This is a genomic window from Desulfosporosinus sp. FKA (genome assembly GCF_002196785.1).
GTDB classification, from domain to species: domain Bacteria; phylum Bacillota; class Desulfitobacteriia; order Desulfitobacteriales; family Desulfitobacteriaceae; genus Desulfosporosinus; species Desulfosporosinus acididurans.
On sequence record NZ_NAHZ01000031.1, the window covers coordinates 335,530 to 349,345 of the forward strand.

A 13,816-nucleotide genomic window follows, 5' to 3' on the forward strand; every position below is an offset into this window, starting at 1 on the left:
TAGATTTTTACAGAGGGGAGGAGCTTTTTGTGTTTAAAAAAATTCAAACAAGTGTCGGAGATATTTTGGATTTCCCGCCGGATGTTGCTGGAGAGGGTCCGAAAATTACGATAACGGGAAGACAACAAATTTTAATTGAGAATTACCAAAGCATTATTAATTTTTCGGAGGAAGAAATTCGTCTGGAAACAGCCGATGGAGAAGTTTTCCTTAGGGGCAAGGGGTTTGTCCTCAAAACTATTTTGGCCACGGAGCTGCGGATTGACGGGGAACTAAATGCTTTAAGCTTTGAGGAAGGGGCAGAAAAAAATGTTTGACCGGTTGAGAACATTTTGGCAAGGAAGAGTTTTTTTTATTGCTCGGGGCGAACAATTGCCGCACTTTCTCAACTACGTCTTGCAAGAGGGCGTGGTTCTTTATCATACGCAGCGCTCTGAGCGGGGAATGCGGGCTCAAGTCCGGCTTGATGATTTTCGGCGTTTGAAAAGGGCCGCCCGGAGAACTCATACGAGGGTGCATATTATTGCTAAATATGGCTGGCCTTTTGTAGCTGCACGTTGGCGGAGAAGAAAAGGACTAATAGCAGGGATAGCTGTTATTGCTGTGGGACTGACAGTTTTATCCCAGCTTGTTCTTGTCATCTCTGTAACAGGCAATCGTACTGTTGAGACTTCGGAAATTATACAGAGGGCAGAAAAACTGGGCTTAAGAACTTGGACCTATTCGAAAGGATTGGACTTAAATAAGATTGCTAAAACCTTGCAGGAGGAATTGCCGGATGCAGCATGGGTTGGCTTGGAACGCAATGGAACTGAGATTGTAATTAAGATTTCGGAAAAGATCCGGCCGTCGATTCCTAAAGAGGCCGGCAATTTGGTTGCCAGCCATGCCGGTCTTGTTAAGGAAATCATGGTAATACAAGGGGTTCCTCAAGTTCATGAAGGAGAGGTCGTACGAGCCGGACAAGTTCTGATAGCCAAGGCTCCAACCCTTGGTGTGCCTACGACACCAATTGTTTCCAAGGCCGAGCCAAATCCTGCTAAGAGCACTACTCCGGATCTTCCGGCATCTGCTGCCAAAGGATTTGTACGAGGGCGTGTATGGTATAGCGCTGAGCAGCAAGTGCCCTTGGTTGAAGACAAAAAGCAAGAAAGTGGAAGAGTTGCAAAAGGATGGGGTATAAAATTTGGATCTCGCGTCATAATGGTAACAATGCAAAATTCCCCCTTTGAACAAGCGCATAGAGAAGTCCTAAGCCATTCTATCAGGGTCTGGAGGAATTGGCGTTTTCCTGTCGAAGTTATACAGGTCAACTATAAGGAACTGCAAAACGTTCATATTCAACGATCGGTTTCAGAAGCGCGTCAATTAGCGGAAGAGACTGCTCGGAGTGAAGTCTTGAAGAAAATCTCACCTGGTGCTCAGATAATTGAAGAAACTGTGAAAGTTCTTCCTAGTAATCCCGGAGTTGAACGAGTCAGGGTGGAGGTAGAAACTTACGAGGATCTTGCCGTTTATGCAAATCCTTAAGAGTGACCAGAATAAGATTTTTCAGTTTTTTGATGCCTAGTTGGACTGAAAAGTAAGGATGATGGTTTTTGAAGATTAAAAGATTCAAAAAGACTTGGGGGGAGATTTCCAAGCGTCTGGATTGGTTTAGACATCACACGTTTTGGCTGCGTGCCATTATTGCGGTGATGTATTTTCTGGTGTTTACAGTTTTGTTATCTTCAAATTTATTTGTTTCCAAGCTTCATCTGGAGATTGGTGAACCTAGTCCCCAGCTTATTGTTGCTCCGTGGACCAAAGATATTGAAGATACTGACAAGTATAATCAGGACCAGGATGCCGCAGCGAATGCTGTTCAACCGGTTTACAAACCGGATGAAGACTTCTTCAATAGTCTGACCAGAGATTTGGGAGATGACTTTACGGCTCTGCATAATGCCGCGGCTGTTACAGGGGATGATAGCACCCGTGTTGCAAAATTAAAACAAACGCAGCCCTTTAATACGTTATCCCAGGGGATCTTATTATCTTTGCTCAAAACGTCCTCCGATGCTTTGGACACAGAAGAACAAGTCGGCGGGGATCTTATTTTAACAAGAGCCCGCAATGTGGTTACCGGAGCTCGTACGGATGCAGATGTTGCTCCGCTGCGCGAACGAACAAAATCGGATATTGATCAGTCGGCTTTGCATGATGACGCTAAAGCTTTTTTCAAAGCCTTTATCGGTCAGGAATTAACTCGTCCGACTCTGGTTGTGGATGCGCAAACAACACAAAAGCTGCGTACTGCTGCCCGTGCGTCTGTTAAACGGGAAATTACCCAGTATAAGGCTAATCAAAAAATAGTGGGCCCCGGTGACATTGTTACCAAGGATATTTACAATGTATTATCTCAGTACGGATTGATTAACAGCCGCAATACTTGGGAGGCTGTCGCAGGGATAGCTTTACTAGTGATTTTTGGCTTGGGAACGATTATAGGGTATTTATATCAATATAAGCGGGATGTTTTACGTTTAACAAACCGCTTGGTTCTGATTGGGCTCACGATGGTTTTAGTGCTGGTGATGGGCAGAGGCGTTGTTTCCATTAATTTAGGCGGAAGTGATTTCAATGTAATGGCTGGAATCCTGATCCCTGTTGCCTGGGCTACCATGTCAGTGGCAATTTTAATCGATGCCGATGTCGCCTTGCTTGTTTCCGTAGTTTTAGCGGTTTTTGTAACTATTTTAGTTGATCCGACTCTATCCACGGCAATTGGCCTTCAAATGGGACTCGTAGCTCTTTTTGGAGGGGTGGTGGGAGTCTATAGTGTGTCCCATCTAAGCCAGCGGTCTGATCTGGCTCGCGCCGGACTTTTCGTTTCAGCAGCTAATGCTTTAATGGTGAGTTCCATAGCTTTGACTACTGGATCAAGCTTAGCTGTTTGGATTGTGGGGTTAATCTTGGGCATTGTCAACGGCTTGGCGTCATCATTCTTGACTGTCGGCGCTTTGCATTGGTTTGAATCGGGATTTCATATTACATCTTCGGTTCGGCTTTTGGAATTATCGAATCCAAATCGTCCGCTGTTGAAACGTTTATTAATGGAGGCACCGGGAACTTATCATCACAGTATACTTGTGGGAAATCTGGCTGAAGCTGCCGCAGAGGCAGTCAATGCCGATGCCACGTTGGTCAGGGTAGCAGCGTTGTATCATGACATTGGGAAACTAAAACGTCCTTATTTCTTTATTGAAAATCAGTTTACCCAAGACAATCCTCATGATAAGATTGCTCCAACTTTAAGTGCGCTGATTATCATTTCCCATATTAAGGACGGACTGGAATTAGCAAAGGAAAATAAACTTCCGCAGCAGATTCAGGATATTATAGCTCAGCACCATGGGGATGGTTTAGTCAGCTTTTTCTATCATAAGGCTCTTGAGGAAAAAGACGATGTTCCTGAGGAAGCCTTTCATTACGAAGGTCCGAGACCACAAACGAAAGAATCGGCTTTGGTCAGCCTTGCCGATACGATAGAAGCGGCTGTGCGTTCTATGAAACATCCTACACCGGGACGAGTTGAAGGTTTTGTCAGGAAAATAATTAAGGACAAGCTTAATGACGGGCAGCTTGATCAATGTGATTTAACTTTTCAGGATCTGGATCGAATTGCTATGGCCTTCGTTAGGGTTCTTAGCGGAATCTTCCATTCTCGGGTGGAGTATCCGGAACTGCCGTCGGGGAAAGATCACTCTTCCAAGAAGCTTGTGACCGATGCCAGTAAAGCAGCCGCAAAAGGTAATGAAGATGGAGTTTCTCCAGAACCACATGAGAGTTCGGAGAAAACTGCCGCTAAGGATAAAGCAGGATCAGAACCACAGGCAATCCCAGAGCATCCTGGGCAGAATTCGTAGCAAACGTTATTTCATGGAGGGAGGTAAGGGCATTATGACTCTGACTTATTGAGTGATGCCCGTTAAATGTGATTTTAGATATTTCTTGGGAAGAAGACACTGTTAGTATTGAATTACGAGATGAATTAACTGAGTTGTTAGAACGGGCAATTCAGGAAGGAATACGTTCCGCCGCAGGACCGGAAGAGGCGGAGGTTAGTTTGATATTAGTTGATAACCAACGGATTCACGAATTGAATCGGGACTATCGGGGAGTTGATCGTCCAACAGATGTTCTCTCTTTTGCTCTTCAAGAGGAAACAGATGAAGAGCCCGATTCAGAGTTCGAAGACGATATGCTTGGAGATATTGTTATTTCAGTTGAAAGGGCACGAGAACAAGCGACAGAATACGGGCATTCCTTGAAACGGGAAATTGTTTATCTAGCGGTCCACGGTACGTTGCATTTATTAGGTTATGATCATGAAAATGATGCGGACAAGCAAGAAATGCGAGCCAAAGAAGAAGAAGTAATGGCTGCTATAGGTTTAGAACGATAGACATTTAAAATGCTTGCTTAAAAGACGGAGGGAAGCATGGGGAGATATCAAAGATCGGGGTTTTGGCGGAGTTTAAATCAAGCGAAACGTGGGATATGGTACACATGTAAAACACAGGGGCACATGCAGTTTCATATCGCAGCCGGAATCTCTGTTTTGTGCTTAGCTTGGTGGATAGAGGTTTCCCGTTCGGAGTGGATGATGCTTATCTTTGCTATTGGCAGCGTTATCAGCGCAGAAGTTATGAATTCTGCACTGGAAATTGTTGTGGATTTGGTTCAGCCTAATTTTGATCCTCTTGCCGGTATGGCCAAGGATGTAGCAGCGGGCGCTGTCCTTGTGACGGCAATTCAAGCAATTGCCATTGGGGCAATTGTTTTTTGCCCGCGTTTTTTTTGTATGGCGAGCCATTTTTTCTAAAGTTTCTACAAGTTTAGGATAGGGATTTTTCACCTTGGCATTTATTCAATCGTAAGGTTTTAACTTCTACAGGTGGAAGTGGTTCTTATACTTTGCTTCGGACTTTTTTCGAGGAGCTGTTAATGACTTTGACTTTGAATCAATTTGAATCTCAGCCGTCAGTAATTCTGGAATCAAGTATTTCGCCTCAAGTAAGAGAAGAGCTTGTCTGCAAGGCTGAAGCGGCCTACAAACAAGCCTATGTTCCTTATTCACATTATCCCGTTGGAGCGGCGGCACTGTTTTCCTCAGGAAAGATTTTCAGCGGTTGTAATGTTGAGAATGCTAGTTATGGTTTAACAATCTGCGCTGAGAGAAATGCTGTTTTTCAAGCTGCGGCTCAAGGGGAGCGTGAGCTGAAGGCGATTGTTGTTGCAGTTCCGACTGATGAGTTCCCATCTCCCTGTGGTGCTTGCCGGCAGGTAATTCGCGAATTCGCCAAGGATTGTCTGGTGATTTTGGTTAATGGCCGGAGGGAGACGCGATGGACGACCTTAGGGAGGCTGCTGCCGGAGTCGTTTGGGCCGGATTTTTTGAGCGGGACGGGACTTGAGTGACACAGCGCTCGGGTCGTACGTTCGCAGAGCAAACTAACGTTCAAGCGACTGGCTTTGGGGTGCGGGGTTCATCCTTCGGCGATAGCAATTTTTTAGGGAACCCGCCTACGGCGATAATCTCCACCGGAGATTATCGTGCCATAAGCACCATCCTTGGCGCTATGGCGGCGGCGTACGTCCTGTGCGCCGCCCCGATCTGAGGTCAGTCGCTTTCACGAAGTTTGCTGGGCTGCTTACGTAAAGACCTCACGCTTTTGCAACTCCGCGCCCTGAATTTGGGAACAGAACATTTGCTTTTTGGAGAATGCTTCGTAATTTGTGATTGCAAAGAACGAACTGAATAGATGCTACATCTAAGGGTTATGGTAAGTATAGAAGAAAGAACTAAAGTTTAAGAATAGGGAAGTGACTTCACCGTTGGTTTCAATAACTTCGAAAGAATTCCGTTCCGGTTTCGTCTCAGTAATTGGCAGGCCGAATGCGGGAAAATCTACATTACTTAATCATTTGTTAGGACAAAAGGTGCTGATTATGTCTGATAAGCCCCAGACGACACGCAATCGTATTCAATGTATTTTAACGGAGGAACGGGGGCAAATTGTTTTTCTGGATACTCCCGGGATACATAAGCCTAAGCATAAGTTAGGGGAATATATGGTGGGTGCAGCAAAGGAATCGATGCGCGAAGTGGATGCTATTTTGTATATGGTTGATCTTTCCTCGGAATTCGGTTCTGGGGAAGAGTACATTATTGAGATGCTTAAGCATACTAAGACCCCGGTTGTACTGGTTTTGAATAAGGTCGATTTGTTGGATAAGGAGCAATTGCTGCAAAAAATCCAGCAGTTTTCGTCTTTGGCTGAGTTTAAGGCGATCGTTCCTATTTCAGCGAAAACTGGGGAGAATACGGATGAGTTGCTGAAAGTTATTTTTAATCTTCTTCCTAAGGGGCCGATGTATTATCCTGAGGATGAAGTTACGGATCAGCCGGAGCGGTTTATTATGGCGGAATTGATTCGAGAAAAGGTTTTACAGTTGACTCGTGATGAAATTCCTCATTCGATTGCTGTGGTGATCGAAGAAGTTCATGAGAAGAAGACTTTAGTTAAGATTCGGGGTTTGATCGTTGTTGAGCGTGAATCTCAAAAGGGCATTATTATCGGGGCCAAGGGAAAACAACTGAAGGAGATTGGAAGTTTAGCCCGTCAAGATATTGAGGCTTTACTGGGAAGTCCTGTCTTTTTGGAGCTTTGGGTTAAAGTGAAGAAGGATTGGCGTAATCGGGTTGATAGTTTGCGTAATTATGGGTATGGGAAGGATCGAGATGAATAAAATGAATGGTATTAATTTAGCAGGTATGACTGATCACACGCTTTTAAAGCCGCAGGCTGCTGAAAAGGATATTGTTGCTTTATGTCTTGAAGCGCAGGAGCATAAGTTTGCAACGGTTTGTGTGAACCCTTCCTATGTTCAGACAGCGGCTAAGCTTTTGTTTGGTACGGGAATTGGTGTGGCTGCTGTTGTTGGCTTTCCTCTGGGGGCTACCTTTACAGAAGCTAAAGTATTGGAAGTTTATATGGTTAAAGCTCATGGGGGCAAAGAAGTTGATATGGTTATTAATGTCGGCTGGGCCAAGTCCGGTAAGTGGGACGCGGTCGAACGGGATATTGTCCGGGTTGTCGAAGCCGCCCATGGCTGCGGCCTTTTAATCAAGGTTATTATTGAGACTTGTTTATTGACGGAAGATGAGAAGAAAACGGCGGCGGAGATTGTTAAGCGGTCCGGTGCTGATTTTATCAAGACTTCGACGGGGTTTGCCGGTGGGGGAGCAACCGTTGAGGATGTGCAAAATCTCAAAAAATGGGTTGGAGAATATGTTAAGGTGAAGGCTTCCGGGGGGATAAGGACGAAGGAGTTTGCTCTTCAGTTGGTAGAGGCTGGCGCGGAGAGGCTGGGGACTAGCGCGGTCCTTGAGTGAGGGACTTGTATGACAGAGCGCTCAGTCATACGACGCAGAGCAAACTAGCCGTTCAAGCGACTGGCTTTAGGGTGCGGGGTTCATCCTCCGGCGATAGTATTGTTTGAAGAATCCGCCTTCGGCGATAATCTCCACTGGAGATTATCGCACCATAGGCGCCGTCCTTGGCGCCATGGCGGCGGCGCACGTCCTATGCGCCGCCCCGTGTCTGGGGTCAGTCGCTTTCACGGAGTTTGCTAGCTGCTTACGTAAAGACTTCACGCTCTTGTCATACTGCGTCCTGGTCTTAGGGTCGGGGGAACGACGGGGATGCTGTGGTGACGGCACATTATATGTGCACCGTCTGAATCGGGAATTTTCTGGAGGGTTTTCTCGTCATGCAGTATCTTGGGCTGGGTTAGGGGACGGATGGGAGTATTGTGATAACTGCTCCCCAAGCACTGTTGGAGTTGATGTGCCTTCAGTTTGTAAAGGTAGTTATGTTCATTCTGATTCTTCCCTGGCATATTTTGCAATTGGTGTTGGCTAAAGTGTGTTAAAAGGACCGTCCCCCGTGTTCACGTGTTCATGTATAGTTGGCTTAGAGATAACAAAGAATAGAAAGGGTTGAGGGCGTGGCCGTTTATCATGCGGACGCGTTGGTGATTCGGAGCCGAGAATATGGAGAATCGGATCGGGTGCTCACGCTTTTTTCCCGGGAAATGGGGAAGATTCAGGCTGTTGCTAAGGGAGTGAGAAAACCTAAGAGTCGTCAAAGGGCCGGGGCGCAGTTGTTTACATATGGGGATTTTTTAATTCATAAGGGAAAGAGTTTAGATACGGTGAGCCAGTGTAGTCCGAAGGAAAGTTTTTCTTACCTTTGGTCAGATTTGGATCGTTCTTTGGCAGCTTCGGCTATGGCGGAGCTTTTAGATATTTCGACGATTTCGGGGCAGCCTAATGCCGAACTTTTTACCCTGACGCTGACTTGCTTATTTCTTCTTGAACAGTATGAAACGTCTCTTCTGCTTAGTGCCTATGCTCTGCGTTTGATGGTCATTTTAGGATATCGGCCTCATTTGGGTGATTGTGTGGAGTGCGGGGAGAGGTTACAAGGTGAACGCTTGTTTTTTAGTTCTGAAGCAGGTGGTACGCTTTGTGGACGGTGCAGGGAGAGTTATTCCGGACGGATGGTTCGGGCGGGCAGTATTGCTTTTATGCGTCAGTTGATTCAGGCTGATCTTTCTAAGCTTGACCGGCTGCGTTGGGCTGCGTGGATGAGAGAGGAAGTTTTGGAGACATTGCGGCATTATTTGGAGCATAAGTTTGAAAGACCTCTTAAATCCTGGAGATTGGAAAACACTATTAGTGATGGCTTAGAACGTCATATCCGATCTTTGAACGGAAAGGAAGGAAAAGAATTTGAGTGAAGCGTTGTGGTCGGAACTTGAGAAGATGGATATTTTGCGGGAACGCATGGGCATCGGATACGAGGAAGCCCGTGCTGCTTTGAATTCAGCTCAGGGTGATGTGATAAAGGCCTTGGATTGTTTAGAGAGAGATCGACATGAACATGATAGGATAAAGATATGTGAGGAGATTCCTGATCGTGGACAGGAATTGTGGGACAGTCTTAAAGCTAAAATGAAGGAGTTTAATCGAACAAAGATTAATCTGAAGAGAAATGATACGACGGTTTTAAGTCTTTCGGCTCCCTTGGGAGTGGCTTTAGCCTATTCGGTTTGGAGAAAACCCAGCTTGCGGATGGTGGCTCTTGTTGGAGCTGTCGGAGCGGCTTTAAATCATTTTCATTTAGAAATTGATACTGTTGATAAGCCCTCGATCTATACTGATGACGGCTATAATTTCGTAGCAAGTGAGGATTGAAATCTTTAGGTAAAAAATACCATAAATGTTTGACACAATTTTATTTACAGCATATAATTATGATTAATTAACCTAAGAATGCGATGATGGGCAGGAAGTTTGCGGAGGTCTCTATAGAGAGTTCGGGGATGGTGGAAGCCGAATGAGATGGCAAATGGGGCAGCTCTGAGCGTTAGAAAATTAAGAGGACCCTTTACTTGGGTCAAACAGGGTGGAACCGCGGGAACAAGCTCTCGTCCCTGTAGCCGTTATGGCTGCGGGAGTGAGTGCTTTTTTATTTGCCGAAATTCCTTCAGCTAAACAACTTTATTCTTAACCTAGGAGGCTGGACTATGAAATTTCAAGATTTAATCCTGACCCTTAATCAGTTCTGGGGGGAACAAGGTTGCATTATTGCTCAGCCCTATGATGTGGAAAAAGGGGCTGGTACGATGAATCCTTCTACTTTCTTACGCGCCCTTGGGCCTGAACCCTGGAATGTGGCCTATGTTGAGCCATCCCGTCGGCCGACGGACGGACGCTATGGCGAAAATCCGAATCGTTTGCAGCACTATTTTCAATACCAAGTTATTCTCAAACCTTCGCCGGACAATGTTCAAGAGTTATACCTGAATAGTCTGGAACGTATTGGTGTTAATCCCAAGGAACATGATATCCGTTTCGTGGAGGACAACTGGGAATCGCCAACTATGGGTGCTTGGGGCCTGGGCTGGGAAGTCTGGCTTGACGGCATGGAAGTGTCCCAATTTACCTATTTTCAGCAGTGCGGAGGGATTGACTGTAAACCTGTCTGTGCTGAAATCACCTATGGCTTAGAGCGGCTGGCTACCTATATCCAGGATAAAGACAGTGTCTACGATATCGAATGGGTCGGGGACGTAACCTATGGAGATATTTATTTGCAGAATGAGATTGACTACTCCCATTACAATTTTGAAGTTGCGGATATTGAAGCGTTACAGACTTGGTTTGATATGTATGAACGTGAAGCTAAGAGAGTCGTGGAAAAAGGGCTGGTTCTGCCTGCCTATGACTATGTCTTGAAATGTTCGCATACTTTTAATCTTTTAGATGCCCGCGGAGCCATCAGTGTTACTGAGCGCACCAGCTATATCGGGCGGGTAAGAGCCCTTGCCCGTCTTTGTGCACAGGCTTATGTGGAACAGCGAGAAAAACTGGGTTTCCCTTTGCTCAAGAATAATTCCCAGAAAGAGGTGAAATAAGGTGGCAAAGGACTTTTTGCTGGAAATCGGAACAGAAGAAATCCCGGCTAAATTTTCCCCGGGTGCCATGAAGCAATTGGAGGAACAAGCAAGTAAGCGTTTTGAGGAACTTCGCTTGAGCTATAGCAAACTGGATATTTATGCCACACCGAGGCGGCTGGCCCTTTTAGCAAGGGATCTTCAGGATAAGCAGGAAGATTTGTTGACAGAGGTTAAAGGCCCTGCTGTCAAAGCGGCCTATGATGCCAAGGGTGTTCCCACAAAGGCTGCTCAAGGTTTTGCTAAAGGCCAGGGTGTAACGGTGGAAGATTTATTTGTCCAAGAGGTTAACGGTGTGCCTTATGTATTTGCCCGCAAATCTGAAATAGGTGTGGAAACCGCGACACTTTTGCCTCAATTAGCTCAAGACATGATTCATGCCCTGCATTTTCCGAAACCTATGCGCTGGGGAGACTTGGATTTCCGTTTTGCACGTCCGATACGCTGGATCGTGGCTCTTTATGGCACCGACGTCGTTAATTTTGAATTTGTAGGTTTGGAGTCCGGCCGCAGTACACGGGGACATCGCACTTTAGCAAAAGACTCTGTTCTAATAGAGAATGCTTCAGATTACAGCGACGTTTTGCGCAAGGCTTATGTCATGGTAAATCCTGAAGAACGTAAGGAGACAATACAAACACAAATTAAAGCTCTTGCGGAGAAAGTGGGCGGGGAGGTTCCCGATGATGAAGAACTTCTTGAGGAAGTCATCCATATTGTAGAATATCCTACCGCTTTGTTGGGCGAAGTTGCAGATCGTTACATGCATTTGCCTGAAGCAGTCATTACAACGCCTATGCGTGAACATCAGCGTTATTTTCCTGTTCGGTCTAAAGAAGGGAAACTATTACCTTACTTTATTACAGTGCGTAATGGTGATGCTTTTGCTTTGGAAGTCGTTAAGGCCGGTAATGAAAAGGTTTTAAAAGCTCGTTTGGAGGATGCCGCTTTTTATTATCGTGAAGATCAGAAAGTGCCGCTGAGTGAGCTTGTTTCCAAGCTTAAAAAAGTTGTCTATCATGAAAAACTGGGTACCGTCGAGCAAAGGGTAGAACGTTTGCGCAGGCTGTCACGTTTTATCGCCGAAAGATTAGGCTATGCCAAATCCCTCACAGAGGATATTGACCGCACAGCCTATTTGGCAAAGGCCGACCTTGTTACCTTAATGGTCAGTGATTTTCCTGAATTGCAGGGAATTATGGGTTCGGATTATGCAAGGGCGAACGGTGAGAATCCAGTGGTATGTCAGGGAATTTTCGAACATTATCAGCCCCGCTTTGCCGGTGATAGTTTGCCGGTATCTGAAGCAGGCCACGTTGTCAGTATTGCGGATAAACTGGATGCTATCGTTGGAGCCTTTGGGATTGGAATTCAGCCGACGGGTTCCCAGGATCCTTATGCCTTAAGACGTCAAGCCCAAGGGATTGTGGCAATACTCTTAGAGTCCGGCTGGAACCTTTCTTTGACCGAGCTTCTGCAGGAAGCATATCGGTCCTTTGGGGAACAGGGGACTTCGCTGCTGCCGCTGGAGGAGATAATGAAACTCCTGCAGGACTTCTTCCAACAACGGTTAAGGTTTGTGCTCCAGGAACAGGGACTGCGTTATGATACGGTGGATTCCGTTTTAGCGCAAGGCGGAGACCAATTAAACCGTGTTCTGCAAAAAGCACGGGTACTTGCGGAAAAACGTGAAGAGGAAGGCTTTGTATCTTATCTTCAGGCCTATACCCGGTGCTTCAATCTGACGAAAAAAGAATCTGAACAAAAACTAAACCCTGATTTATTAGTTGATGCGAGCGAAGCGGCTTTAGAAAAAGGGATTGCTCAGCGCCGAGAACGTTTTGCCAAAGCCCTGAATGATGGCAGCTTCGAGGAAGCATACCAATTGGCCGGGGAGCTTGTTCCCTTGATTGAAGCTCTCTTCCAAGCAGTCATGATAATGGTTGAGGACGTGAACTTGAAGAACAATCGACTCGCCTTGTTGGGAGAGTGCGTTAAAATGTTAGGGTGTTTAGGCGAATTGAGTGTTTTAGCTTAAGGATTAATGTTATAAGTGCAATTAACGGTTTTGCTTTTGCTATGACTCGGTAAAGGCAGTTTCCTTCGGATTAAGGACTTAGGGATGGGGCTCGTCGCTCCATCCTTAGCTTTAATTAAAGCACAAATACATGATCAATCTAATTGGATTAATGACCAGGGAAATAACTTTTTTGGGCGTCATTGGTTGGAAGTGCACTTTGAAAAGACTTTAATAAAAGTGTTTTGAGTGAGATTCTGTTTTTTTTCAGATAAGCCCGACTTAAAATATGTTTTCTGATCACTGTTTCTTTAGTGACGATTATTTTGTTTTAAGCTTTTTAAATAATATAAAAGGATATTCCAATTAAACATGTTAGGTAGTTATGGCAATAAATTATAAACACTATCTAGTAAATAGATAATATAATGTGGTATAATTGTACGCATAAACCTCATTTAGTATGTCACATTAAAGGTAGAAAGAATCATTAAGAGGTGAAATGGGTTGGAATGGACGGATCGTCAACAGCGAATTGTGGAGATCGTTAAAGAAGCAGGATCCATAACCGGTGAAAAAATTGCGGAAAAGCTGGATTTGACGCGAGCAACCCTCCGCCCGGATTTAACTATTTTGACGATGTCCGGGGTCTTAGTGGCCAGACCGCGTGTCGGGTATTCGTACCGAGATGATCTTGGACCATCCCCGATGATGGAAAGGCTGCTTCAATTAAGAGTTTGTTCTTTTAAGTCGATGGCGGTAACTATACCGGAAAGTGCAAGTATCTATGAAGCAGCTGTGACGATGTTTACACAAAACGTTGGAAGCCTAGCGGTTGTTGGGCCGGAGCGGGTGCTCTTGGGAATGATTTCACGTAAAGATATTATGAAAGCGTCTCTCGGCAAGGGAGATCTTCAGCAAGTTCCTGTCGGGGTTATTATGACAAGGATGCCCAATATTTTCATGACGACTCCGGATGAACCTGTGTATAGCGCAGCTAAAAAGCTTGTTCAACATCAGGTTGACAGCTTGCCGGTTGTTGAAAGTTTCATTGACGAAAACGGGGAAGAATGTTATGAGGTTGTAGGGCGTTTCACAAAGACTAATGTAACAAAACTCTTTGTGCAGATTGCTGAGACGAAAGCATAGCTGTCACAACTATGAGCGATCAAAACGGCTTGAGATCGATCACCTGCAATATTGGTTATGAGTTTGGATGTGATACATATC

General features: G+C 45.3%; 14 protein-coding genes. All 14 read left to right on the forward strand.

The window, feature by feature from the left end; all coding sequences use genetic code 11:
* Window positions 1-29 precede the first annotated feature (29 nt).
* The 14 genes from B5771_RS16625 (at window position 30) to B5771_RS16685 (ending at window position 13,735) form a co-directional block, all read left to right on the forward strand.
* Window positions 30-317: a YabP/YqfC family sporulation protein gene (locus B5771_RS16625; protein ID WP_088188538.1), complete on the forward strand. Its 288-nt coding sequence runs from the start codon at window positions 30-32 to the stop codon at window positions 315-317.
* Complete coding sequence (yqfD, locus tag B5771_RS16630; protein WP_088188539.1) at window positions 310-1,530, forward strand: sporulation protein YqfD; 1,221 nt, start codon at window positions 310-312, stop codon at window positions 1,528-1,530. Before B5771_RS16625 ends, yqfD begins: the two co-directional genes overlap by 8 nt.
* Window positions 1,531-1,598: 68 nt before the next feature.
* A complete protein-coding gene (locus tag B5771_RS16635; protein WP_172408297.1) occupies window positions 1,599-3,908 on the forward strand; it encodes an HDIG domain-containing metalloprotein in 2,310 nt (769 codons plus the stop codon).
* 68 nt (window positions 3,909-3,976) lie between these two features.
* Entirely contained in the window at window positions 3,977-4,447 is a 471-nt protein-coding gene (gene ybeY, locus B5771_RS16640; RefSeq protein WP_047809894.1) for an rRNA maturation RNase YbeY, read from the forward strand.
* Between the two features lie 36 nt (window positions 4,448-4,483).
* Window positions 4,484-4,867 carry a diacylglycerol kinase family protein gene (locus B5771_RS16645; RefSeq protein WP_088188540.1) on the forward strand — a complete coding sequence of 128 codons (384 nt, stop codon included), beginning with the start codon at window positions 4,484-4,486 and terminating at the stop codon, window positions 4,865-4,867.
* A gap of 122 nt (window positions 4,868-4,989) precedes the next feature.
* A complete protein-coding gene (locus tag B5771_RS16650) occupies window positions 4,990-5,463 on the forward strand; it encodes a cytidine deaminase (protein WP_088188541.1) in 474 nt (157 codons plus the stop codon).
* A gap of 417 nt (window positions 5,464-5,880) precedes the next feature.
* On the forward strand, window positions 5,881-6,795 hold the full coding sequence (gene era / locus B5771_RS16655; RefSeq protein ID WP_047809892.1) for a GTPase Era: 915 nt from the start codon (window positions 5,881-5,883) through the stop codon (window positions 6,793-6,795).
* A gap of 1 nt (window position 6,796) precedes the next feature.
* Window positions 6,797-7,441, forward strand: coding sequence for a deoxyribose-phosphate aldolase (deoC, locus tag B5771_RS16660; protein WP_088188599.1), 645 nt, complete (start codon window positions 6,797-6,799; stop codon window positions 7,439-7,441).
* A 103-nt stretch (window positions 7,442-7,544) separates the two neighbouring features.
* The gene (locus tag B5771_RS23935) at window positions 7,545-7,970 is read left to right on the forward strand and encodes a hypothetical protein (protein WP_140417750.1); all 426 of its coding nucleotides are present in this window, start codon (window positions 7,545-7,547) and stop codon (window positions 7,968-7,970) included.
* Window positions 7,971-8,055: 85 nt separating this feature from the next.
* On the forward strand, window positions 8,056-8,850 hold the full coding sequence (recO, locus tag B5771_RS16665; RefSeq protein ID WP_088188542.1) for a DNA repair protein RecO: 795 nt from the start codon (window positions 8,056-8,058) through the stop codon (window positions 8,848-8,850).
* Window positions 8,843-9,307 (forward strand): DUF4342 domain-containing protein, encoded by a 465-nt coding sequence (locus B5771_RS16670; RefSeq protein ID WP_242966866.1) that lies wholly within the window; start codon window positions 8,843-8,845, stop codon window positions 9,305-9,307. The genes recO and B5771_RS16670 overlap by 8 nt, the downstream gene beginning before the upstream one ends.
* Before the next feature lie 332 nt (window positions 9,308-9,639).
* On the forward strand, window positions 9,640-10,530 hold the full coding sequence (gene glyQ, locus B5771_RS16675; RefSeq protein ID WP_047809889.1) for a glycine--tRNA ligase subunit alpha: 891 nt from the start codon (window positions 9,640-9,642) through the stop codon (window positions 10,528-10,530).
* Window position 10,531: 1 nt separating this feature from the next.
* Window positions 10,532-12,607 carry a glycine--tRNA ligase subunit beta gene (gene glyS / locus B5771_RS16680; RefSeq protein WP_088188543.1) on the forward strand — a complete coding sequence of 692 codons (2,076 nt, stop codon included), beginning with the start codon at window positions 10,532-10,534 and terminating at the stop codon, window positions 12,605-12,607.
* A 486-nt stretch (window positions 12,608-13,093) separates the two neighbouring features.
* Entirely contained in the window at window positions 13,094-13,735 is a 642-nt protein-coding gene (locus B5771_RS16685) for a helix-turn-helix transcriptional regulator (protein ID WP_088188544.1), read from the forward strand.
* Window positions 13,736-13,816: the final 81 nt, after the last annotated feature.